Origin of the sequence: Streptomyces griseus, assembly GCF_900460065.1 — a bacterium.
In the GTDB taxonomy this organism is placed as follows: Bacteria; Actinomycetota; Actinomycetes; order Streptomycetales; family Streptomycetaceae; genus Streptomyces; species Streptomyces griseus.
Map to the genome: position 1 here is coordinate 285,374 of NZ_UAVD01000026.1, position 22,083 is coordinate 307,456.

The following is a 22,083-nucleotide window of genomic DNA, read 5'->3' on the forward strand; positions in this document are numbered from 1 at the left end:
CATTCACAAGCAATTATGGCGCACACGCTTTCGGGCCCTTCGCCGGGGGTACCCCTTTTCGGCCTCGCCCCCGAAAATCGGCCCCGCCGGCCACACAAAGGGCCCCGGACCTCACGATCGAGGTCCGGGGCCACCAGGCCGTACGGGCGCGTGCGCTACGGCTCGCTACAGCTCCGCGCGGAACGCCTCCGCCGCCTTCAGGAAGAGGTCGTTGCCCTCGCCCTCGCCGATCGAAACCCGGACGCCCTCCCCCTGGAAGGGCCGCACGACCACCCCGGCCCGCTCGCAGGCCCCGGCGAAGTCGAGGGTCCGCTCGCCGAGCCGCAGCCAGACGAAGTTCGCGTGCGACTCCGGCACCGTCCAGCCCTGACGCGTCAGCTCCGCGCTCACCCGGGTGCGCTCGGCGACCAGCGAGCCCACCCGGCCCAGCAGCTCGTCCTCCGCGCGGAGCGAGGCCACCGCCGCGTCCTGGGCGAGCTGGCTCACCCCGAACGGGACGGCCGTCTTGCGCAGCGCCGCGGCCACCGGCTCGTGCGCCACCGCGAAGCCGACCCGCAGCCCGGCCAGTCCGTACGCCTTGGAGAAGGTCCGCAGCACCGCCACGTTGGGCCGGTCCCGGTAGATCTCGATGCCGTCCGGCACCTCGGCGTCGCGGATGAACTCCTTGTACGCCTCGTCGAGCACCACCAGCACATCGCTCGGCACCCGGTCGAGGAATCGTTCCAGCTCGGCCCGGCGCACCACCGTGCCGGTGGGGTTGTTGGGGTTGCAGACGAAGATCAGCCGGGTCCGGTCGGTGATCGCCTCCGCCATCGCGTCGAGGTCGTGCACCTCGCCGTCGGTCAGCGGGACCTTCACCGAGGTCGCGCCGCTGACCTGCGTGATGATCGGGTACGCCTCGAAGGACCGCCAGGCGTAGATGACCTCGTCGCCGGGCCCCGAGGTCGCCTGGAGCAGCTGCTGGGCCACCCCCACCGAGCCGGTGCCCGTGGCGAGATGCCCCAGCGGCACACCGAAGCGGTCGGCCAGCTCGTTCATCAGGCCGGTGCACGCCATGTCCGGGTAGCGGTTGAAGCTCCCCGCGGCGGCGAGCGCCGACTCCAGCACCCCCGGCAGCGGCGGATAGGGATTCTCGTTGGAGGACAGCTTGTACGCGACCGGTCCGCCGGCCGCCGCCGGCTTACCCGGCACATAGGCGGGAACGCCGTCCAGCTCGGCGCGCAGCTTGGGGCTCGTCTCGCTCACCGCAGGTCCTCCTCGACCGTCCGTTCACAGCAATACTGCTCACCTTAAGAGGATTGGGCCCCGCTGCGAATGGCCCGAGCGGGAAATCGACCGCAGTGCCCGGGAATGGGGGCCCGCGCGAGGCCGGTACGCGGCCTCTCCCGGGGGGAGCGTTCCGCGTTCCGGCGCGCGCCGGTGGCTCGCGCCGTGGCGCGCGTCCCCCGAAGTGGTGAGTTGAGACCTCTTCGAGACATCGCACATTCAGCAGGCTGCCGCCCTCCAGTACCTGAAACACTGATGCAATAGCGGCCAACTCCCTTGCATTACAAGGATTCTGATGGGTAGTGACCTTGCAGAAACGTGCCTGTCAACGTGTGCATATGCGACCGGACCGACCACCCTTCGGAGCCCTACTATCGGCTCGCCATGACAGCAGCAGGGAAGCACCAGGTGAGCCGGACGGAGACCCCCCGGCGCAGCGGCCGGCCAGGACGGGCGGGGATCCGCGACGTGGCCGCCGCGGCCGGAGTCTCGATCACGACCGTCTCCGACGCGCTCAACGGCAAGGGCAGGCTCCCGGACGCCACCCGCCGCCATGTCCGCGAGGTCGCCGAGCGCCTGGGCTACCGCCCGTCCGCCGCGGCCCGAACCCTCCGTACGGGCAAGTCGGGCCTGATCGGCCTGACCGTGACCACGTACGGGAATGAACCTTTCACCTTCACCGAATTCGCGTACTTCGCGGAGATGGCGAGAGCCGCGACCTCCGCGGCGCTCGCCCGCGGCTACGCCCTCGTCATCCTCCCCGCCACCTCCCGGCACGACGTCTGGTCGAACGTCGCGCTCGACGGAACCGTCGTCATCGACCCCTCCGACCAGGACCCGGTCGTCACCGAACTGGTCCGCCAGGGGCTGCCCGTGGTCTCGGACGGCCGCCCGGCCGGGACGCTCCCCGTCACCGCCTGGGTCGACAACGACCACCGGGCCGCCGTGCTCGACCTCCTCGACCACCTCGCCGCCGCCGGAGCGCGCCGCATCGGCCTGCTGACCGGGAACACCACCGACACGTACACCCGGCTGTCCACCACCGCGTACCTCCACTGGTGCGAGCGGGTCGGCCAGGATCCGGTCTACGAGTCCTACCCGGCCCACGACCCCTGCGCGGGGGCGGTCGCCGCCGACCGGCTGCTCGCCCGACCCGACCGCCCCGACGCGGTCTACGGACTCTTCGACCCCAACGGCACCGATCTCCTCGCCGCGGCCCGCCGCTACGGACTGCGCGTCCCCGAGGACCTGCTGCTGGTGTGCTGCAGCGAGTCCACCGTGTACGCCGCCACCGAGCCGCCCATCACCACGCTCTCGCTGAAGCCCCGCCGCATCGGCACGGCCGTCGTCCAGCTCCTCATCGACGCCATCGAAGGGGTCGAGCACGACGGGCCGGTGGAGCAGGTCATACCGACGGAGCTCATCGTCCGGACCTCCTCGCAACGGCGTCCCCCGCGCACCACGGTCAGCGCGCCGCGCTCCCCCAGCGGGGACTGATCAGCTCTTTTCGGACTAATCAGCCGGTGATCCGTGCGTGCGCCCGGATTCACCACCCCTGGTGCGTCACACAGATCGATCCGCATTCCTATGATGGGCGCACGACACCGCGGACCACCTCTACCAGGCAGGGCCCGTCAGGTGTACGGCGGCGCGACGGTGGTGGAGGGGTCGATGACTCAGGGGGCCGGTCAGGAACCCGTGGTGCGGACGGCGACGTTGCGTGACTTCCGGGTTCCGCCGTATGCGCAGACGCCCGTGCCGCCGCAGGCGCAGGCGGCACCTCCCTCCCCGGTGCCACCGCGCGCCCCGGAACCGAACCCTCCGGCGCCGGGCGCGTCCGCGCCCCCGTCCGCACCGCCCCCCGTCCCGCCCCGGCCGCCGCATCCCGGCAACGCCGCCGTGGGCGACGGGCAGCCGGAGGGCTACACCCCGACCGAGCGGGACCTCCCTGTCATCCGCCGCGGCGACACCGTGCAGGTGCGGACCGCCCCCGAGCCGCGCCCCGTGGCCGAGGGCAGCCGCGGCCCGCTCTACGTCGTCGGCGACGTCCACGGATACCTGGCCGAGCTGATCGCCGCCCTCGGCGCGCAGGGCCTCATCGACGCCGACGGGAACTGGGCCGCCGGCAACGCCCGCCTCTGGTTCCTCGGCGACTTCACCGACCGCGGGCCCGACGGCATCGGGGTCATCGACCTCGTCATGCGGCTCTCCGCCGAGGCCGCGGCGGCCGGCGGCTACTGCAAGGCCCTCATGGGCAACCACGAGCTGCTGCTGATCGGCGCCAAGCGGTTCGCCGACACCCCCGTCAACTCCGGGGCGGGCACCGCCACCTTCCAGGCCGCCTGGCTGCTCAACGGCGGCCAGAAGACCGATATGGAGCGCCTCCAGGACGTCCACCTCCAGTGGATGTCCCGGCTGGACGCGGTCGTCGAGGAGGACGGGCATCTGCTGATGCACTCCGACACGACGGCCTACCTCGACTACGGGTCCACCATCGAGGACGTCAATGACACGATCACGGCCATTCTCACGCGCAATGACGCCGACGAGTGCTGGGATCTCTTCCGCAAGCTCACCAAGCGGTTCGCCTTCCGGGACGAGGGCGGCGCCCAGGCGGTGCGCGAGCTGCTGACGACGTACGGCGGACAGCGCGTCGTCCATGGTCACAGCCCCATTCCGTACCTCCTGGGCGAGGTCGGCACGGAGGACGGCGAGGACGGTGCGGGGCCCGTGATCAACGGCCCGCACGTGTACGCGGACGACCTCGCCATCGCCATGGACGGCGGAGTGACCATGGCCGGAAAGCTGTTGGTGGTTCAACTCCCTCTGCATGACTGACCGTCGGCGGGGAATGCGCTTCAGGTTCCGCCCGCGCGGACCTCGCCGATCGACGGGCCCGTCACGGGGCCCAATTCTGGAAACACCCTGTCACCCCTTGCCGTGAGCGCTCTACCATCGGCGTATCAGTGGCAGGCTCTCCTCCGTTTCCGCCCGATCGCCCGGTCCACGCGGGCTGCCGGGTACGACGGAGCATCGGGGGATGCAGATGACAAGCGCTCCGCACCTGCTGGCCGAGGACGGACCCGAGTACGAGCGGATCCTGGGCGACGCACTGCGCCACGCCCATGAACGCCCGGACCTGGAAGGCGTCGGGGACCGGCTCAACACCGAACAGCTGCGCACCATGGCGCTCAGCGCCACGGCGCTGATCACCGCGGCCGCGGCCACCGAGTACGAGCACTACGTCAAGGCCCGCGCCGAACTGCGGCGCGCGGCGGCCGCAGAAGGGATCGACGGCGGACCGGCCGCGGACGGGCCGCAGAGCACGGCGGCCGGTTCGGGCGCCGGCATCGGCGCGGTCATCGCGGTCCTGACCCCGCTGCTGGCCGGCTCGGCGGCCGTCATCTTCCTGCTCGTCGGCTATCTGCTGAAGGCGGTCAACCCCTCGCTGCCCTTCGGCCGCTCGATGGTCGCGGCCGGCTGGTTCTTCGCGGCGGTCGCCGCCGCGGCGATCCTGGTCGCCGCCATCGGACTGCTCGTCACCGCGCTCCGCAACGGCGCGACGTCGCCGGCCGCCGAGGACGAGGGGCAGGAGCTTCCGGAGGACGTCGCACGGGCCAGGGAGGCGTGGCGCCACGCCCTGCTGGAGCGCGGCATCCTCCCGTTCCTCCGGGACGCCCTGGCCGACCCCACCGCGGGGCCCGCCGCACGGACCCCGCACCGTTCGCCCCACCGCATCCCGAAGGTCGGGTACAGCAGGCCGGACTTCTCGGGCCCGGACGACGGCCCGGCGGCCGGCCCCCGGCCGACCTTCACCAGCCCCGACTTCACGAGCCCGGACTTCGGCGGCCCCGAGCACCGGCCGGACTGAGCCACGGGTACCGGGCCCCGGGTGCAGGTCTCCACGCCCCGGGCCCCGGGTGCAGGCCTCCGGGCCGCCCGGGCCAAGGGCTCCCGGCACAGGTCCGGCCGCCCGGGCCCGGGTACGGCGAAGGCCGGGGCGGCGGTGTGCCGCGCCCGGCCTCGGGGTGCTCCGGTGCGTACCGGAGCCGTCGGTCAGACGGCCGGAGCCAGCTTCGGGTTGGCACCGTGCTGGTTCGTCTCCGGCTTGCCCTCCGAGGCGAGGAAGACGATCAGGATGATGAAGCCGACCAGCGGGATGAAGGAGATGAAGAACCACCAGCCCGAGCGGCCCGTGTCGTGCAATCGGCGCACCAGGACCGCCAGCGACGGGACGAGGGTCGCGACGAGGTAGAGGTAGTACGGGATCTGCGTGCTGATCGCCGCGCCGATGGCCGACAGCACCACGGCGATGATGATGTTGAAGAGCGCGAACATCCAGTACTCCTTGCGGCGTGCACGTCCGCTGAAGCCTGCGTAGTTCTTGAGTACAGCCAGGTACCAGTTCATGGTGAGTCCCTCCCCGGGCCCCGGTTTCCGGGGCCGCTTACTTTCAGCCAAGCAAGCCGGAAAGTAAGGCACAGATAAGGAAAGGGTCAAGCGCTGGTGAGCCGAGGGCCAAACGTACATCCAGCTGCCACACGACTGTGTCCATACTGTCGCTTAACAAGGCGATGAACTGCACCAAAGCGCAGCGAACAGGTCGAAGTCACGCGTAACTCGCTTACCGCCCGGGCCGGTTCAGAGGATTCCGGCCCGGCGCGCGGCGGCCGTCCAGCTCGGGAACTCGGACAGGAGCCGGTCGTACAGCTCCTGGTCGGGGACCGCGCCGATGTCGTCGACGGCGAAGAAGCCGACGTTGTCGACCTGGCGCCCGGGGAGGGAGTCGAACCGTTCCAGCACGCCGTACTCGGACCGGCCCAGGCCGACGAACTGCCAGAAGATCGGCTCCTGGACCGCCGCACGCAACTCCTGCTCGATCTCGGCGTTGCGGTGGACACCACCGTCGGAGAAGAACAGCACGAGCGTGGGGACCGACGCGGGGTGCCGGGCGACATGGGCACGCACCTCGGCGATGACCCGCTGCTCCTCGTTCTGGATGCCTACCGTCCGCATGTCGATCTGCCCGTCCTCCAGCCCCTTCGGCCTCCTGCCGCGCCGGAAGAGGGCGAGCTGTCCGACCCGTACGTGCAGCCGCAGCCACTCCGGGAGGTCGCCGAGACGGAGATCGGGCAGCCGGGCCGGCCGGGAGGCGAACGTCCACGCCTGCATCTCACCGTCGTCGTCGAGCTGCGCGGCGACCGCGGCCATCCGCTCCACCACATCGGCCACGACGCCCCGCGTGTACAGCGCGCTCATGGAGCCGGAGGCGTCCAGCACCAGGACGACCCGGGCGACGATCCCCTCCGCACCGCGCTTGCGCAGGCTGACCGCGACCTGTTCCTTGCGCAGCGACAGGCGTGCGCGCATGTCCGGCGGAAGACGGTCCTCGCCCTTGCCGAGGCCCGGCCGCCCGGCCGAAGCGCCCGGAGCCGGCACGGCGGGCGGAACCGGGGCGGCCGACGCGGCCGGCGACGGAGGTGCGCTACCGGGGGAAGGCTCGTCGACCGTGATGCCGAACTCCGTGGCCAGACCGGCGAGCCCTGCCGCGTACCCCTGCCCCACCGCCCGGAACTTCCACCGCCCCTGCCTCAGATACAGCTCGCCGCTGATGAACGCCGTCTCGGTGCCGGCCGTCATCTCGAAGCGCGCCACCTCGCCGCCGGAGGAGGCGTCGAGGAGCCGCAGGCTCAGGCCGGGCACGTGGCCGAACGTTCCGCCGTCGGCGGAGGCGCACAGCGCCACGCGCTCGACCTCGGGGCCGAGCGAACGGAGGTCCACCGCCAGGGTGTCGCTCGTGAGGCCGTCGGCGCACTGCTTCCCCAGGTGCGCCACGGCCCCGGACGCGTGCCGGGGCTGGTTGTAGAAGACGAAGTCGCCGTCGTCACGGACCCGTCCGGCCGAGGTCAGCAGCAGAGCCGACGCGTCCACGTCGGGCACGCCCGGCCCGGGGGACCAGACGAGCTCGACGCGCAGTGCCGCGGCGTCCACGGGTACGTTGGCGCCCTTGCGGAGGGATCTCGCTGTCATACGACCAGTCTGCCGCCGGCCGGCGCCCCCGGACACCGGCCGGCCTCGTCCACCGGTGGTCAGTCGGCGATGGGCAGGTAGACCCGGTTGCCGGCGGCCGCGAACTCCTTCGACTTCTCGGCCATGCCCTCCTCGATCTCCTCCCGCGAGCCGCCGTGCTGGCGCCGGATGTCCTGGGAGATCTTCATCGAGCAGAACTTCGGCCCGCACATCGAGCAGAAGTGCGCCGTCTTCGCCGGTTCGGCGGGCAGCGTCTCGTCGTGGAACTCCCGGGCCGTGTCCGGGTCCAGGGCCAGGTTGAACTGGTCCTCCCAGCGGAACTCGAACCGCGCGTCGGAGAGGGCGTCGTCCCATTCCTGGGCGCCCGGGTGCCCCTTGGCCAGGTCGGCCGCGTGGGCGGCGATCTTGTACGTGATGACGCCGGTCTTCACGTCGTCCCGGTTCGGCAGCCCCAGGTGCTCCTTGGGCGTGACGTAACAGAGCATCGCCGTGCCCCACCAGGCGATCATCGCGGCGCCGATGCCCGAGGTGATGTGGTCGTAGGCGGGCGCGACATCCGTGGTCAGCGGGCCGAGCGTGTAGAACGGCGCCTCCTCGCAGATCTCCTGCTGGAGGTCGATGTTCTCCTTGATCTTGTGCATCGGGACGTGTCCGGGACCCTCGATCATGGTCTGGACCCCGAACCGCTTCGCGACCGTGTTCAGCTCGCCCAGCGTGCGCAGCTCCGCGAACTGCGCCTCGTCGTTGGCGTCCGCGATCGACCCGGGCCGCAGCCCGTCGCCCAGCGAGTACGTGACGTCGTACGTCGCGAGGATCTCGCAGAGCTCCTCGAAGTGCTCGTAGAGGAACGACTCCTTGTGGTGGGCGAGGCACCAGGCCGCCATGATCGAGCCGCCGCGCGAGACGATCCCGGTCTTGCGACGGGCCGTCAGCGGGACGTACGGCAGGCGCACTCCGGCGTGCACCGTCATGTAGTCCACGCCCTGCTCGGCCTGCTCGATGACGGTGTCCTTGTAGATCTCCCAGGTCAGTTCCTCGGCCCGGCCGTCGACCTTCTCCAGGGCCTGGTAGAGCGGAACGGTGCCGATCGGCACGGGGGAGTTGCGCAGCACCCACTCGCGGGTGGTGTGGATGTTGCGGCCGGTGGACAGGTCCATGACCGTGTCGGCGCCCCACTGGGTCGCCCAGGTCATCTTGTCCACCTCCTCCTCGATGGACGAGGTGACGGCCGAGTTGCCGATGTTGGCGTTGACCTTCACCAGGAACCGCTTGCCGATGATCATCGGCTCGATCTCGGGGTGGTTGACGTTGGCCGGCAGCACCGCCCGGCCCGCCGCGATCTCCTCGCGGACGACCTCGGCCTCGACGTTCTCCCGGATCGCCACGTACTCCATCTCCGGGGTGACCTCCCCCCGCCGGGCGTACGCGAGCTGGGTGACGGGCCGTCCGTCGCGGCTGCGGCGCGGCTGGCGCGGGCGGCCGGGGAAGACCGCGTCGAGGTTGCGCAGCCCGCCGCGCGGCGAGGTGTGCTTGAGCCCGTCGTCCTCGGGGCGGACCGGCCGGCCCGCGTACTCCTCGGTGTCGCCGCGGGCGATGATCCAGTTCTCCCGCAGGGGCGCGAGGCCGCGGCGGACATCGGTGTCGACGGAGGCGTCGGTGTACGGCCCGGACGTGTCGTACAGCGTCACGTGCTTGCCGTTGGTGAGGTGCACCTGTCGGACCGGCACCCGGAGGTCCGGGCGCGAGCCCTGGACGTACCCCTTGTGCCAGCCGATGGACTTCCCGGCCCCGTCGTTCGGCGTCCCGGCGTCCGGCGTCGTGCCGTCCGGCGTTCCGTCGTTCTGTTTCGAGGCAGGCGTGCGTGCGTCCGCTGTGGTCATGAGACCTACTCCCTACGCCGGCATTACCCGGTAACAGGTTCGGCGGTCGGCGCAGCGTGTCCCGTACGGATGTACGGCGATCAGCGCCCTCTCAGCCCGGTGCTCCGAGCTCCCGCGTGTGCAAAGGTGCCTCCACGCTAGCGTCCTTTCCGGCGAGCTGACCAGAGGGCCCTCCCGTTCTTGCGATGATCGCCCGGTGACCTCCCCCCAGAGCGACCCCGCACCCCAGCCGCCCCAGGGCCCCAGCCACGGCCACACCCATGCCCACAGCCACGGGCCGGCCGCTCCCGTCTCCCGGCACCTGCGCAAGGTCATCGCCGCCGTACTGATCCCGTTCGCCACGGCGGTCGTCGTCGGCCTGATCGCGTTCTGGCCCGGCGGCGCACCCGACCACGAGCGCACCGGCGTCGGATTCGACCGGCAGACCCAGGACGGCAGGGTCGTCAAGGTCGTGAAGGTCGACTGCGCGGACGTCAACGCCGCGCAGGTGCCCCCGACCGGCGACACCTCCACGCCCTCGGGCCGGGAGGCCGTCAACGAGCAGGAGGGGGAGTGCGCGAAGGCCACCGTCGAGGTGACCAGCGGCGACGACAAGGGCCGCAGGTTCGTCGAGGTGGTCCAGCCGGACGCGCCGCGCCAGCTGAAGGAGGGTCAGGGCGTGGTCGTCGCGTACGCCCCCGACGCGCCGCGCGACCTCCAGTATTCGGTCACCGATGTGAACCGCAAGGTCCCGATGGCGCTGCTGGCCGGGATCTTCGCCCTGGCGGTGGTCCTGGTCGGCCGGATGCGCGGGGTGATGGCGCTGGTGGCGCTGGCCGTGTCGTTCGCCGTGCTGACGCTGTTCATCCTGCCGGCGATCCTGCAGGGTTCGAACCCGCTGGTCGTGGCGGTGATCGGAGCCAGCGCGATCATGCTGGCGGCGCTCTATCTGTGCCACGGGGTGACGGCCCGGACGTCCGTGGCGGTCGTCGGCACGCTGATCTCGCTGCTGCTGATCGGGCTGCTGGGCTCCCTGTTCATCGGCTGGGCGAGCCTGAGCGGCAACACCGACGACAACACCGGCCTCATCCACGGCCTCTACCCGGACATCGATATGAGTGGTCTCCTGCTGGCCGGTGTGATCATCGGTTCGCTCGGGGTGCTCGACGATGTGACGGTCACCCAGACCTCCGCCGTCTGGGAGCTGCACCAGGCCGACCCGAGGATGGGTTGGAAGGGGCTGTACCGGGCAGGTATCCGGATCGGGAGGGACCACATCGCCTCGGTGGTCAACACCCTCGTGCTGGCGTACGCGGGCGCGGCGCTGCCACTGCTGCTGCTTTTCTCCATCGCCCAGAGCAGTGTGGGGACGGTGGCCAACAGCGAGCTGGTCGCCGAGGAGATCGTCCGTACGCTGGTCGGGTCGATCGGCCTGGTCGCCTCGGTGCCGGTGACCACGGTGCTCGCGGCGCTGGTCGTCTCCGCGGACCGTCCGGGGTCCGGCGGCGCACAGGCGGCAACGGCCGCACCCGCGCGGACGGGTCGGGGCCGTCGTCGTAGGAAGTGACGGGGCATCGGGGTGCGCGCCCGGTCAGCCGGCGTTCTGCTCCTCGGCGAGGATGCGGCCCAGTGCGTCCTCCAGGTTGCCGTCGAAGTCACCCAGCGTGTGCTCCTGGCCGAGCGGCACGAGCTTGTCCGTCCGGTCGAGGAACGCCACCAGCGGTGCCGTCCCCGCCCGGAACAGCGCACGGTCCGCGCCGACCTGGAGCCGGATGTGGACATCTCCGAGGCCCTCGGGCTCGGTCGGGCCGATGTGCACATCGCCGTCGCCGCTCGGGCTGTTGAGCCCGTCCAGCAGCAGCTCGCGGCCGAACGCCCAGGTCACAGGGGCATCGCCGGGAAGGTGGAACGTCATCCGGATGGCATACGGATCGCCGACCTCGTATCGGAGCTCCACCGGAATACGGAACGAGAGCTCCTCGGAGACGAGGAAGCTCATCATGACCTCTGCTTGAACCGACTCGCGCATCGTTCAACCCCGCAGTAGATGAATCTGGCCAGGAATGATCCCCCATGGCCCTATTGACGCCATCGTGGTGCACGCGATAGCAGATCACAAGGAGTGATTTTTCAGATACTGATAGAGAACACGAACGAACGCAAGAGGCTGGCGACTTCGCCACGTAGCTGTTCGACTGCGGGCAGCAACCGATCTTCCCGTTCCAGGGGTACGGAAATGGCCATCGCCGCAATGGTGGCACCGGCCGTGACGGGAATCGCGGCGCACACGGTCCCCAGTGCGTACTCCTGGCGTTCGATGACCGGTTCACCTCGTCGGAGGTTGCGCAGCCGTTCCAGAAGTGTGGCGCGATCTCGCACTGAGTAACGGGTGAGGGGGCGTACGGGGTGCCGGTCGAGGTGGTCCTCGCGGGCCCGCTCGTCGAGTTGGGCGAGCAGGCACTGCCCGATGGCGTGCGCGTGGGCGGTTTCCCGGAACGAGGCCCACTCCTCCACGGCCGGGGTGTCGGGGGCGTCCGCGACCGCGATGAGCTCGACCTCGCCGTCGCAGTAGACGGCGCAGTACACCGGGGCCCCGATGACGTCCCGCCAGTGGCCGAGGGAGTCGGCGACGGAGGCGGGGCGCAGGCGGCTCCGGACCCCCGGGGCGACGGTCAGGTTCTCGGCGGCCGCGCCGAGGAGGAAGACACCGTTCTCGCGGCGGAGATAGCCCTCGTGGGTGAGGGTGCGCAACAAGTGGTACGCGGTCGGGAGCGGAAGCCCCGCCTCACGTGCCAACTGCTTGGCCGGCGCCCCGTCCCGATGGGCGCCCACAGCCTCCAGCAGCCTCAACGCCCGTTGAACCGACCCGATCAATGTCGGGACAGCGGTGCTAGATGCCGTGGTCAAGGCCACCCCCAGGCGTGGTGACGGGCCGTCGGCCCTCCCGTGGGGGCCGCCCCCACGGGCTGCCGCGATCCCGAGGACCGGAGGGGACCGGAGATCCGGCCCGTGACCGGCGAGGACCGGTCCGGGCGCCGACGAGCGAAGGCCAACGACCGGACTGTCGTACCCAGGACCGATCAGGCGATCGATATGGTGACGGAAGGTCACATTCCGGATGGCGGCAGTGGTAGCCACTGTATCGGCCGACTGCGGCAGACGGGTGGTTCCTTCCGGGACTTAGCTCTGCTGGGCTAATCCTCTGGCGCCGGCGCTGACCTCATCCCGCCCTGATCGCGTCCCGCGGCTCCGGGCCGGACGCGCCCGAGGGAACGGACCGGCCCCCGCGCCGGCCCGCGTTGCGTGTACTACCAGTCACCGCGCGAGGACGACGACGACATGAACTTGCGGACGACGAAGATCAGCCCGCCGACCACGACGACGAAGACCAGCACCTTGAAGAGCAGGCCGATCACGAAGCCGACGACGCTGGCGATCAGCCCGCCGAACACGAAGATCGCAATGACGGGCACCGCGATCCACTTCACCCACCAGGGCATTCCCGCGAATATCTCCCGCACGGCCATCGCCTCTACCTCGTCTCTCTGAGTCCTTGCCTCGATGCTAAAGGCGTACGGGCCCCTCGCGAGGGCGGGCAGCCCTTGAAGACCCCTGATCGAGCCCCTAGGGCCTGGGCCCGCTCCCGGGCGGTGGGAATCAGCCCTCGGGAGGCGAGAAGACGACCATCACCCGCAGGTCCTCGGTGATGTGGTGGAACTTGTGGGCCACGCCCGCCGGAACGTAGACGACGCTTCCCCTGCCGACCTGCGTCGTCTCCGTCCCCACCGTGATCGACGCCCGCCCGCTGACGACGAAGTAGACCTCGTCCTGCCGGTGCGGCTGCTGCGGATCGAGCTCTCCCGCGTCCAGGGCGTACAGGCCGACCGACATATTGCGCTCCCGCACGAACTGCAGATAGGCGCCGTCGTTGGCGGCCCGCTCCGCCTCCAGCTCGTCCAGTCTGAATGCCTTCATGGCCCGTCCCGCCCCTTGTGCCCACGCTGTCGGCTGTGCCCGCGCTGCCGGTGTTCCACCACCGATCCTGTCTGCCACGATCAGACACATGAAGAATTTCGTAGTCAAGACGATCGCCAACGCGGGTGCGCTGGCCGTTGCCATCTGGCTCGTCGGCAACATCACGCTGGAAGGCGGCAGCACGGGCCGCAAGGCCCTCACCCTGATCCTGGTCGCGCTGATCTTCGGCCTGGTGAACTTCCTGGTGAAGCCGGTGGTCCAGTTGCTGACGTTCCCCCTGTTCATCCTGACGCTGGGGTTGATCACCCTGGTGGTCAACGCCCTGATGCTGATGCTGACCTCCTGGCTGGCCGGCGTGTTCGATCTCAGCTTCCACGTCGAGGGGTTCTGGACGGCGGTGCTCGGCGGACTGATCATCTCGGTCGTGTCCTGGGCGCTCAACGTCGTGCTGCCCGACGAGAACTGATTCCGGTACGCGGGATTCCGGACCTCCGGGGAGGGCCGTCGTGGGGCCTCTGGAAGAGTGCGGGGCACACCGGTCCACCACCGGGGGAGCAGCGAAGGAGCAGGCATGAGCACCATGGGCGACGGAACGCGCGCGGTACGCGCCGGGCTTCCCGAACCGGAGCAGTTCGGACCCACCCTGCCCGGCCCGGTCTTCGCCGCGCACTTCCACCTCTCCGGCGAACCGGTGGGGCCCTACACCTACGGCCGGGAGACCAACCCGACCTGGACCCACCTCGAACGGGCTATCGGCGAGCTGGAGGCCCCCGGTGAGGAGGTGGGCACGACGGTGTTCGCCTCGGGCATGGCGGCGATCACCGCGGTGCTGCTCTCCCAGGTCCGCTCGGGCGACGCCGTGGTCCTGCCCGACGACGGCTACCAGGCGCTGCCGCTCGTACGGGAGCAACTGGAGGCGTACGGGGTCGAGGTCCGGACCGCGCCGACCGGCGGCGACGCCCAGCAGGCCCTGCTGACCGGGGCGAAGCTGCTCTGGATCGAGAGCCCGTCCAACCCCGGCCTGGACGTCTGCGACATCCGGCGGCTGGCCGGGGCCGCGCACGCGGCGGGCGCGCTGGTCGCCGTCGACAACACCCTGGCCACCCCGATCGGCCAGCGCCCGCTGGAGCTGGGCGCCGATTTCTCGGTCGCCAGCGACACCAAGGGCATGACCGGGCACGGCGACATCCTGCTCGGCCATGTGACCTGCCGCGACCCCCGGCTGACGGCGGACGTACGGCGCTGGCGCAAGGTCGTCGGGGCGATTCCGGGGCCGATGGAGGCCTGGCTCGCCCACCGCTCGCTGTCCACCCTCCAGCTGCGCGTCGACCGGCAGTGCGCCACCGCCCTCGCTCTCGCCGAGGCGCTGACCGAGCGGGCGGAGGTCACCGGACTGCGGTATCCGGGACTGCCCACCGATCCGTCACACGTCGTCGCGGGGCGCCAGATGCGGCGCTTCGGATCCGTGGTCTCCTTCGAGCTGGCCGACCGGGAGACCGCGGAGCGCTTCCTGTCCGCGCTGCGCCTGGTCGACGACGCGACGAGCTTCGGCGGCGTCCGGTCCACCGCTGAGCGCCGCGGGCGCTGGGGCGGCGACGCCGTCGCGGAGGGCTTCATCCGCTTCTCGGTCGGCGCGGAGGACCCCGAGGACCTGCTCTCCGACGTCGAGCAGGCGCTGAACGCTGCGGTCCGGTAGGCCCGGGGGAGTTTCGGACGGCCCTCCACGGGCCACTCTCTTGCCATGACCGAACGTCCTGTGGTCAAGCGCACCGCACGCGCCGTCCTGCTCGACGGCGACGACCTGATTCTCATCAAGCGCACGAAGCCGGGAGTCGATCCGTACTGGCTCACGCCGGGCGGCGGGGTCGAGCCGGAGGACGCCACCGTCGTGGAGGCACTGCACCGCGAGGTCGACGAGGAGCTGGGCGCCAAGATCGTCGACGTGGTCCCCTGCTTCGTCGACACCGTGGAGCACATCGCGGACGGCGGTGTGACGGGGGTGAAGGTCCAGCACTTCTTCGTCTGCCGGCTGGCGTCGATGGACGTCTCGCTGCGGCACGGACCGGAGATCGACGAGCCCACCGGGGAGTACGAGATCGTCCGGGTGCCGTTCAGCCGGGTCGGAATCGCGGCCGTGCACCTCGTCCCGCTGTCCCTGCGGCACTACCTCGACGGCAACATCGAAGGCGTACGGGCGATGCACGCCCCCGACCTGGGCTGACGCCCCCGCTGGGGAGTACGCGCCCCGCGCCCGCGACGGCGCGTACTCCCCAGCGGGTACCCCTGGGCACTTCCGCTGTGGGACGCCTCCGGGACTCCGTCTCGGCATGGTGTTTCACGTGAAACCACTCAAGCGCCCCGTACGCCGAGGAATCCTCATCGCCCTCGTCGCCGTCTCCGTCGGCGACCGGCCTGACCGTCGGCCTCCCCGGGGGCTCACCCGGCGCGGCGGGCGGCTGCGGATCTCGGCCAGTTCCGCGAAACCGGTGGACGCGCGATCATCCCGTCCGACAGCCTGACCCCATGCACAGCCCATCGCCCCTCTCCCTCGTCGAGCTGCCGGTCCGGCGTCTGAACCGGGGAGACCTGGTCTCCTGCGCCGATCTCTGCGAGGACCGCGGCTGGCCGCGCGACGAACACCGGTGGGGGCTGCTCCTCTCGGCCGGGACCGGATACGGGGTCGACGCCCCGGACGGCAAGGGCCTGGCGGCGACCTGTCTGACCATGCCGTACGGATCCGACCTCACCGCGGTCGGCATGCTCCTCGTCGCGGACCGCTACGGACGCCGGGGGCTCGCCCGCCGGCTCATGCGGCACGTGATGGAGACCGTGGGGGAGGTCCCGCTCGTCCTGTACGCCACCGAACTCGGACGGCCGCTCTACGAGGACCTCGGCTTCTCCTCCGTGGGCCGGGCGGAACGCGTCGGCGGCCGCTTCGGAGCGGGCGCCGCCCCTGACTCCCCCTCCGCCTCCCGCCCCTCCCTGACCACCCGCCCGGCCACGGCGGACGACCTCCAGGCCATGATCCGGCTCGACCTCCCCGTGTTCGGCGCCGACCGGACGCATCTCCTCGCCCGGCTGCCCGCCTTCTCCGACCGGCTCCAGGTCGCCGAGGAGCACGGCGAGCTGACCGGCTACGCGGCGCTCTGGCCGAGCGGGCAGGCCCAGATCGTCGGGCCGTTGATCGCCCGGGACACGGCCACCGCACAGGCCCTGGTCTCGGCCCTGGCCGCCACGACGGACCGGCCCCTGCGCACCGAGGTCCACGCCGCGCACAAGGAACTGCTCGGCTGGCTGACGGAGCGCGGGCTGGAGCCCCTCAACCGGACCACCGTGATGACGTACAACCTCGACGGCCTGCCCGGTGACGCCACCCGCAGGTTCTCCCCGCTCACCCTCGCTACGGGCTGACGGCGAAGAGGCCGCACCGCCACGAGGACGGTGCGGCCCTGCGCGGAAAGCGTCCCCGGGGAGCGGGGTCCTCAGTGCCGGGTCGCCGACACCGCGACCGGCTCGGTGCCGCTCCGGGCGACGATCCGGCTCCCGCCGGTCCCCCGGCGCTCCAACAGGCTGGAGAACACGGCCAGGACCAGGGCCGAGGCGGCGAGCGCGGCGCCGACCCAGTTGGGAGCGGTGTAGCCGAGGCCTGCCGCGATCACGAGGCCGCCGAGCCAGGCGGCGAGGGCGTTGCCGAGGTTGAAGGCCCCGATGTTGACCGCGGAGGCCAGGGTCGGCGCACCCGAAGCCTGGTCGAGGACCCGCTTCTGGAGCGGCGGTACGGTCGCGAAGCCCAGGGCGCCGATCAGCACGATGCTGACGGCCGCGGCGACCTTGTCGTGGGCGGTCACGGTGAACAGGCCGAGGACCAGGGCGAGCGCGCCGAGCGAGACGTACAGCAGGGGCATCAGGTGGCGGTCGGCGAACCGGCCGCCGATCAGGTTGCCTCCCACCATGCCGAGGCCGAAGAGGACGAGCAGCCAGGTGACGGACGAGGCCGAGTAGCCGGCGATCTCGGTCATCATCGGGGTGATGTAGGTGATGGCGGCGAAGACTCCGCCGAAGCCCAGGACGGTCATGGCCATCGCCAGCAGGACCTGGACGTTGCGGAAGGCCGCCAGCTCGTGGCGGACGCGCACTCCTTCCGGCCGGGGCTGGTCCGGTACGAGCTTCGCGACGCCGAGGAGTCCCACGACGCCGAGCACGGCGACGAGGAGGAACGTGGTCCGCCAGCCCGCGGTCTGTCCGATGAACGTGCCCAGCGGAACGCCGACGACGTTGGCGACGGTGAGCCCGGTGAACATCATGGCGATGGCCCCGGCCCTCTTCTGCGGGGCGACCAGGTCGGCCGCGACCACGGAGCCGATGCCGAAGAAGGCGCCGTGCGCGAGGGAGGCGATCACCCGTCCGGCGAGCATGACCCCGAAGACGGGGGCGAGCGCGGACACCACGTTGCCCACGATGAACAGCCCCATCAGGAGCATCAGCATGCGCTTACGGGTGACCCGGGTGCCGAGCAGCGTCATCAGCGGGGCGCCGAGGACCACACCGAGCGCGTAGCCGGTCACCAGGAATCCCGCGGTCGGGATCGACACCTGGAAGTCGCCGGCGACCTCGGGGAGCAACCCCATGATCACGAACTCGGTCGTTCCGATCCCGAATGCCCCGATGGCGAGGGCGAGGAGCGCGAGCGGCATGGGTTACACCTTCCCTGAAGATTGCATCTGCGCCTTACGAGCGTCCACAATAATTGCAGACGCTGATTAATTGCAAGCGCGGGCTATTGCAGATGTCCTCTACCCTGGAGTCACGCAGCTCCCGCCCGGAGGAGAGAGACATGACAGCGACCGACCCCGCCCTGACCGCCATCGCCCAGAGCTGGTGCGCTCTCTCCCTGCTCCACGGGAAGATCGAGGCCCGGATCGAGCGGGCCCTCCAGGCCGGCCACGGACTCAGCGCACGCGAGTACTCCCTGCTCGACGTGTTGAGCAGGCAGCACAACGGCACCGGCGGACATCTCCAGATGAAGCAGGTCGCCGACGCCGTCGTCCTCAGTCAGAGCGCCACCACCCGGCTCGTCACCCGGCTCGAGGACCGGGGGCTGCTGACCCGCTACCTGTGCGACACCGATCGCCGCGGCATCTACACCGACGTCACCGAGGCCGGACTCACGCTGCTGGAGGCCGCCCGGCCGACGAACGACACCGCGCTGCGGGCGGCCCTGGACGAGGCGGCCGAGAACCCGGAGCTCGCTCCTCTGGTCAGGGCCGTCGAGGAGCTCAAGGTCCCGGTCTGACCGGGACCGACGGGCACGACACCCCCGGGGCCGTCCCGGGCACGGCCTGGGGAGTGTCCGCACAGTATCGTCGGCCGCCCGTCGGGCCGGACGAGACTTCGCGGGCACGACCTAGGATGCCGATCATGAGTGATCTCGCGATACGCCTCGCCGTTCCGGACGACCTGCCCCCCGTGGTCGCGATGCTCGCCGACGACCCCCTGGGTGCGCAGCGTGAGTCACCGGACGACCTCACCCCGTACCAGGAGGCGTTCCAGCGGCTGTCCGAGGACCCGAACCAGCACCTGGTCGTCGCCGTTCGCGAGGACCGCGTCGTGGGCACGCTGCAGCTGACGATCGTCCCGGGGCTGTCCCGCCGCGGCGCGACCCGCTCGATCATCGAGGGGGTCCGCGTCCACGCCGACGAGCGCGGCAGCGGCCTCGGCACCCAGCTCATCCAGTGGGCGGTGGATGAATCGCGCCGCCGGAACTGCCAGTTGGTGCAGCTCACCTCGGACGTGACCCGCGCCGACGCGCACCGGTTCTACGAGCGACTCGGCTTCACCGCGAGCCACGTGGGGTTCAAGCTGGCGCTCTGAGGGGCGCGGACGGGTGGGCCCTCGCCGGAAACGCCCACCCGCCTTCCGGATCCCCGCGCACCCGTGGGGAACACGCGCCCTCGTCCCCCGTGCAGCGCCCGCGCGAACGCCGTGAACCCCTTGCCCGCGTTTCACGTGAAACACCCGCGCGCGACCCGGCCGTAAGCTCAGTCGGCGAGCCCGCGCCAGCCCTCCGCGTCCACGCCGCCGGGCACGGCCGTGCCCGCCTCGTACGGCTCCCGGGTGAAGACGAACGAGCCGAGGTCCAGGTGGTCCACCGTGCCGTCGTCCCTGCGCACGACGCGCAGGGTCTCCCCCGCGTAGTAGTCGTTCTGGCCCGTCCAGGTGCCGTCCGGGCCGTACGTGAAGGCCGCGCCACGCCCCTGGCCGCCCAGCGGAGTCAGCTGAAGCCCCCGGTCCCCCGTGAGCCTCAGCGTGACCGGGTGGGTGCCCCAGTGCCAGACGCCGGTCAGCGCGAGGAGTTCGTCGTCCACCTCGGGCAGCGGACGCCAGGGCTCCGGGATCAGCGGCTCGGCGTCGACGACGATCCCCAGCAGCTCGGCGGCCACCATCGCGGCGGGCAGCCCGGAGGTGACGTTGGCGAGGACGACCGCCGCCACGTCCTCCCCCTCGCAGATCCAGAGGCCGGCGACGAACCCGGGAAGCGATCCCGAGTGCCCGAAAAGCACGCGCCCTTCGCCACCGACGATCTGGAGCCCGAGGCCGTAATCGCTGGCGCCCGTCTCGGCCGGTGCGGCGGGCGTCCGCATCTCCCGCACGGAGGAGGCCGACAGGACCCGGTCGTCGCCCTCGGTCAGGAAGGCGGCGAACCGCAGCAGGTCCGCCGCGGTGGACCAGAGCTGGCCGGCGGGCGCCATGATCCCGAGGTCCTCGGCGGGCTCGCTCAGCATCACATCGGCCCAGGGGTGGACGGCCCAGCCGGCCGCGTGCGGAGCGACCGGCCCGCTCGTCGTGCGGTGCATGCCCAGCGGCTCCAGGATCTCGGTGCGCAGCGCCTCCTCCCAGGAGACGCCACGCACCGCTTCCACCAGTGAACCGAGCAGGGTGTAACCGGGGTTGGAGTAGTGATGGCGATGACCCGCCGGATGCCTCTGCGGGCGGTCGCCCAGCACGTCGGCGAGTTCGGGCCGCAGACTGCCGGGCGTCCGCTCCCACCAGGGGGCGGGAGCCTCGGCGCCCAGCCCCGCGCTGTGGCCCAGCAGCTGGAAGACGGTGACCCCGCCCGACCCCGTGCCGGGAAGGTGCTTCTCCAGCGGGTCGTCCAGGTCGATCAGGCCCTCGTCCCGCAGGCGCAGAACCAGAACGGCGGTGAACGTCTTGGTGATCGACCCGATCCGGTACTGCGTGTCGGCGTCGGGAGCATGCCCCTCGACGCACGTACGCGCCCCGCTCCAGGCCGTACGCCCCTGCCGCCGCACCGCGGCCACCAGGGACGGCGCGCGGCCGTCCCGCTGGGCGACGGCGATGCGGTGCAGCAGGGCGCGTCGGGTACCGGGAAGCACATCCGCGTCGTGAGAAGTCATGGTCCAACCACTACCCGACGGACGGCTCCCTGACGAACCCTTTTCCGCGAGGTCACGGGCCCGGGCCGACGCCGACGACGCTCCCGGTCAGTCGGTGCCGAACTCCATCGCGGCGTGGTCGAGCATCTCGTCGCCACCGGACACCTGGCCGCGGGAGGCGATGACCTCGGCGCCGCCCTGCGGCATCGCGCCGATCAGTCCGGTCGAGGCCGCCTGGGCGGCGCCGATCAGGGCGGGGTGGGTCGACCCGACCATGCCGAGCCCGGCGTACTGCTCCAGCTTGGCGCGCGAGTCGGCGATGTCGAGGTTGCGCATCGTGAGCTGGCCGATCCGGTCCACCGGGCCGAACGCGGAGTCCTCGGTGCGCTCCATCGACAGCTTGTCCGGGTGGTAACTGAACGCCGGACCCTCGGTGTTGAGGATCGAGTAGTCATCGCCCCGCCGCAGCCGCAGCGTCACCTCCCCGGTGACCGCCGTGCCCACCCAGCGCTGAAGCGACTCGCGGATCATCAGCGCCTGCGGGTCGAGCCAGCGGCCCTCGTACATCAGCCGGCCGAGCCGGCGCCCCTCGTTGTAGTAGTTGTCCAGGGTGTCCTCGTTGTGGATCGCGTTGACGAGCCGCTCGTACGCCACGTGCAGCAGCGCCATCCCGGGCGCCTCGTAGATGCCGCGGCTCTTGGCCTCGATCACCCGGTTCTCGATCTGGTCGGACATGCCCATGCCGTGACGTCCGCCGATCGCGTTCGCCTCCATCACCAGGTCGACCGGGGTGGCGAACTCCTTGCCGTTGATCGTCACCGGCCGGCCCTGCTCGAAGCCGATCGTCACGGTCTCGGCGGCGATCTCCACCTCGGGATCCCAGAACCGCACGCCCATGATCGGCTCCACGGTCTCGATGCCGGCGTCGAGGTGCTCCAGCGTCTTGGCCTCGTGGGTGGCGCCCCAGATGTTGGCATCGGTCGAGTACGCCTTCTCGCTGCTGTCGCGATAGGGCAGCTCGTGGGCGACCAGCCACTCCGACATCTCCTTGCGGCCGCCGAGCTCGGAGACGAAGTCCGCGTCCAGCCAGGGCTTGTAGATCCGCAGGTGGGGGTTGGCGAGCAGCCCGTAGCGGTAGAACCGCTCGATGTCGTTGCCCTTGAACGTCGACCCGTCGCCCCAGATCTGTACGTCGTCCTCCAGCATCGCCCGGACGAGCAGGGTCCCCGTGACGGCACGGCCGAGCGGCGTGGTGTTGAAGTAGGCACGCCCACCCGACCGGATGTGGAACGCTCCGCAGGTGAGCGCGGCCAGGCCCTCCTCGACCAGCGCCGCGCGGCAGTCGACCAGACGCGCGATCTCGGCGCCGTACGCCGTCGCGCGCCCGGGCACCGAGGCGATGTCGGGCTCGTCGTACTGGCCGATGTCGGCGGTGTAGGTGCACGGGACGGCACCCTTGTCGCGCATCCACGCGACGGCGACCGAGGTGTCGAGACCGCCGGAGAAGGCGATGCCGACACGCTCGCCGAGGGGCAGGGAGGTGAGAACCTTAGACATAG

At 71.0% G+C, this 22,083-nt stretch carries 21 protein-coding genes; 10 read left to right on the top strand and 11 right to left on the bottom strand.

From position 1 onward, the window contains the following. Positions 1-165: 165 nt before the first annotated feature. Positions 166-1,245 carry a histidinol-phosphate transaminase gene (gene hisC, locus DTB53_RS15225; protein WP_012380056.1) on the bottom strand — a complete coding sequence of 360 codons (1,080 nt, stop codon included), beginning with the start codon at positions 1,243-1,245 and terminating at the stop codon, positions 166-168. A 405-nt stretch (positions 1,246-1,650) separates the two neighbouring features. Here hisC and DTB53_RS15230 point away from each other — a divergent pair, with 405 nt between their 5' ends. From DTB53_RS15230 to DTB53_RS15240, 3 genes are all read left to right on the top strand, one after another. Then, positions 1,651-2,763, top strand: coding sequence for a LacI family DNA-binding transcriptional regulator (locus DTB53_RS15230; RefSeq protein WP_006126041.1), 1,113 nt, complete (start codon positions 1,651-1,653; stop codon positions 2,761-2,763). Positions 2,764-2,922: 159 nt separating this feature from the next. Then, positions 2,923-4,104 (top strand): metallophosphoesterase, encoded by a 1,182-nt coding sequence (locus DTB53_RS15235; RefSeq protein WP_012380057.1) that lies wholly within the window; start codon positions 2,923-2,925, stop codon positions 4,102-4,104. A 202-nt stretch (positions 4,105-4,306) separates the two neighbouring features. Beyond that, positions 4,307-5,137, top strand: a complete 831-nt coding sequence (locus tag DTB53_RS15240) for a hypothetical protein (RefSeq protein ID WP_012380058.1) — start codon at positions 4,307-4,309, stop codon at positions 5,135-5,137. A gap of 185 nt (positions 5,138-5,322) precedes the next feature. On the opposite strand, the gene DTB53_RS15250 is transcribed toward DTB53_RS15240, so the two are convergent. The 3 genes from DTB53_RS15250 to thiC form a co-directional block, all read right to left on the bottom strand. Beyond that, complete coding sequence (locus tag DTB53_RS15250; RefSeq protein WP_003967837.1) at positions 5,323-5,676, bottom strand: DUF805 domain-containing protein; 354 nt, start codon at positions 5,674-5,676, stop codon at positions 5,323-5,325. Between the two features lie 231 nt (positions 5,677-5,907). Next, entirely contained in the window at positions 5,908-7,296 is a 1,389-nt protein-coding gene (locus DTB53_RS15255; protein WP_012380059.1) for a VWA domain-containing protein, read from the bottom strand. Between the two features lie 59 nt (positions 7,297-7,355). Next, positions 7,356-9,176: a phosphomethylpyrimidine synthase ThiC gene (thiC, locus tag DTB53_RS15260; protein ID WP_012380060.1), complete on the bottom strand. Its 1,821-nt coding sequence runs from the start codon at positions 9,174-9,176 to the stop codon at positions 7,356-7,358. A gap of 196 nt (positions 9,177-9,372) precedes the next feature. Between thiC and DTB53_RS15265 the strand changes: the two genes are divergently transcribed. Continuing rightward, positions 9,373-10,722, top strand: coding sequence for a YibE/F family protein (locus DTB53_RS15265; RefSeq protein WP_030701338.1), 1,350 nt, complete (start codon positions 9,373-9,375; stop codon positions 10,720-10,722). 24 nt (positions 10,723-10,746) lie between these two features. On the opposite strand, the gene DTB53_RS15270 is transcribed toward DTB53_RS15265, so the two are convergent. From DTB53_RS15270 to DTB53_RS15285, 4 genes are all read right to left on the bottom strand, one after another. Continuing rightward, complete coding sequence (locus DTB53_RS15270; RefSeq protein ID WP_024263706.1) at positions 10,747-11,184, bottom strand: SsgA family sporulation/cell division regulator; 438 nt, start codon at positions 11,182-11,184, stop codon at positions 10,747-10,749. 101 nt (positions 11,185-11,285) lie between these two features. Continuing rightward, a complete protein-coding gene (locus tag DTB53_RS15275; RefSeq protein WP_043393282.1) occupies positions 11,286-12,062 on the bottom strand; it encodes an IclR family transcriptional regulator in 777 nt (258 codons plus the stop codon). A 401-nt stretch (positions 12,063-12,463) separates the two neighbouring features. Next, positions 12,464-12,676 (bottom strand): DUF5326 family protein, encoded by a 213-nt coding sequence (locus tag DTB53_RS15280; RefSeq protein WP_012380063.1) that lies wholly within the window; start codon positions 12,674-12,676, stop codon positions 12,464-12,466. Positions 12,677-12,812: 136 nt separating this feature from the next. After that, the gene (locus DTB53_RS15285) at positions 12,813-13,130 is read right to left on the bottom strand and encodes a cupin domain-containing protein (RefSeq protein ID WP_003967844.1); all 318 of its coding nucleotides are present in this window, start codon (positions 13,128-13,130) and stop codon (positions 12,813-12,815) included. Positions 13,131-13,218: 88 nt separating this feature from the next. Here DTB53_RS15285 and DTB53_RS15290 point away from each other — a divergent pair, with 88 nt between their 5' ends. From DTB53_RS15290 to DTB53_RS15310, 4 genes are all read left to right on the top strand, one after another. Beyond that, a complete protein-coding gene (locus DTB53_RS15290; protein WP_003967845.1) occupies positions 13,219-13,596 on the top strand; it encodes a phage holin family protein in 378 nt (125 codons plus the stop codon). Positions 13,597-13,701: 105 nt separating this feature from the next. Further along, positions 13,702-14,826 carry a cystathionine gamma-lyase gene (locus tag DTB53_RS15295; RefSeq protein ID WP_042496715.1) on the top strand — a complete coding sequence of 375 codons (1,125 nt, stop codon included), beginning with the start codon at positions 13,702-13,704 and terminating at the stop codon, positions 14,824-14,826. A gap of 45 nt (positions 14,827-14,871) precedes the next feature. Beyond that, on the top strand, positions 14,872-15,351 hold the full coding sequence (locus tag DTB53_RS15300) for an NUDIX domain-containing protein (protein ID WP_003967847.1): 480 nt from the start codon (positions 14,872-14,874) through the stop codon (positions 15,349-15,351). A gap of 302 nt (positions 15,352-15,653) precedes the next feature. Further along, the gene (locus DTB53_RS15310; RefSeq protein WP_012380066.1) at positions 15,654-16,541 is read left to right on the top strand and encodes a GNAT family N-acetyltransferase; all 888 of its coding nucleotides are present in this window, start codon (positions 15,654-15,656) and stop codon (positions 16,539-16,541) included. Between the two features lie 71 nt (positions 16,542-16,612). Here DTB53_RS15310 and DTB53_RS15315 read toward each other — a convergent pair whose 3' ends face one another. Continuing rightward, positions 16,613-17,824, bottom strand: a complete 1,212-nt coding sequence (locus tag DTB53_RS15315) for an MFS transporter (protein WP_012380067.1) — start codon at positions 17,822-17,824, stop codon at positions 16,613-16,615. Between the two features lie 140 nt (positions 17,825-17,964). Between DTB53_RS15315 and DTB53_RS15320 the strand changes: the two genes are divergently transcribed. Together DTB53_RS15320 and DTB53_RS15325 are read left to right on the top strand one after the other, a co-directional pair. After that, complete coding sequence (locus DTB53_RS15320; RefSeq protein WP_003967850.1) at positions 17,965-18,423, top strand: MarR family winged helix-turn-helix transcriptional regulator; 459 nt, start codon at positions 17,965-17,967, stop codon at positions 18,421-18,423. Positions 18,424-18,548: 125 nt separating this feature from the next. After that, entirely contained in the window at positions 18,549-19,001 is a 453-nt protein-coding gene (locus DTB53_RS15325) for a GNAT family N-acetyltransferase (protein WP_003967851.1), read from the top strand. Positions 19,002-19,168: 167 nt separating this feature from the next. On the opposite strand, the gene DTB53_RS15330 is transcribed toward DTB53_RS15325, so the two are convergent. Both DTB53_RS15330 and argG read right to left on the bottom strand, forming a co-directional pair. Beyond that, positions 19,169-20,545: a serine hydrolase domain-containing protein gene (locus tag DTB53_RS15330; RefSeq protein WP_012380068.1), complete on the bottom strand. Its 1,377-nt coding sequence runs from the start codon at positions 20,543-20,545 to the stop codon at positions 19,169-19,171. An 87-nt stretch (positions 20,546-20,632) separates the two neighbouring features. Continuing rightward, entirely contained in the window at positions 20,633-22,081 is a 1,449-nt protein-coding gene (argG, locus tag DTB53_RS15335) for an argininosuccinate synthase (protein ID WP_003967853.1), read from the bottom strand. Positions 22,082-22,083 lie beyond the last annotated feature (2 nt).

Bases quoted from the DNA above. Each gene is read 5' to 3' on its own strand.
- DTB53_RS15240 (WP_012380058.1), top strand. From the start codon at position 4,307: ATGCAGATGACAAGCGCTCCGCACCTGCTGGCCGAGGACGGACCCGAG.
- thiC (WP_012380060.1), bottom strand. From the start codon at position 9,176: ATGACCACAGCGGACGCACGCACGCCTGCCTCGAAACAGAACGACGGA.
- DTB53_RS15230 (WP_006126041.1), top strand. From the start codon at position 1,651: ATGACAGCAGCAGGGAAGCACCAGGTGAGCCGGACGGAGACCCCCCGG.
- DTB53_RS15250 (WP_003967837.1), bottom strand. From the start codon at position 5,676: ATGAACTGGTACCTGGCTGTACTCAAGAACTACGCAGGCTTCAGCGGA.
- DTB53_RS15310 (WP_012380066.1), top strand. From the start codon at position 15,654: ATGCACAGCCCATCGCCCCTCTCCCTCGTCGAGCTGCCGGTCCGGCGT.
- DTB53_RS15320 (WP_003967850.1), top strand. From the start codon at position 17,965: ATGACAGCGACCGACCCCGCCCTGACCGCCATCGCCCAGAGCTGGTGC.
- DTB53_RS15270 (WP_024263706.1), bottom strand. From the start codon at position 11,184: ATGCGCGAGTCGGTTCAAGCAGAGGTCATGATGAGCTTCCTCGTCTCC.
- DTB53_RS15285 (WP_003967844.1), bottom strand. From the start codon at position 13,130: ATGAAGGCATTCAGACTGGACGAGCTGGAGGCGGAGCGGGCCGCCAAC.
- DTB53_RS15315 (WP_012380067.1), bottom strand. From the start codon at position 17,824: ATGCCGCTCGCGCTCCTCGCCCTCGCCATCGGGGCATTCGGGATCGGA.
- DTB53_RS15295 (WP_042496715.1), top strand. From the start codon at position 13,702: ATGAGCACCATGGGCGACGGAACGCGCGCGGTACGCGCCGGGCTTCCC.
- DTB53_RS15300 (WP_003967847.1), top strand. From the start codon at position 14,872: ATGACCGAACGTCCTGTGGTCAAGCGCACCGCACGCGCCGTCCTGCTC.
- DTB53_RS15290 (WP_003967845.1), top strand. From the start codon at position 13,219: ATGAAGAATTTCGTAGTCAAGACGATCGCCAACGCGGGTGCGCTGGCC.
- argG (WP_003967853.1), bottom strand. From the start codon at position 22,081: ATGTCTAAGGTTCTCACCTCCCTGCCCCTCGGCGAGCGTGTCGGCATC.
- DTB53_RS15255 (WP_012380059.1), bottom strand. From the start codon at position 7,296: ATGACAGCGAGATCCCTCCGCAAGGGCGCCAACGTACCCGTGGACGCC.
- DTB53_RS15325 (WP_003967851.1), top strand. From the start codon at position 18,549: ATGAGTGATCTCGCGATACGCCTCGCCGTTCCGGACGACCTGCCCCCC.
- DTB53_RS15330 (WP_012380068.1), bottom strand. From the start codon at position 20,545: ATGACTTCTCACGACGCGGATGTGCTTCCCGGTACCCGACGCGCCCTG.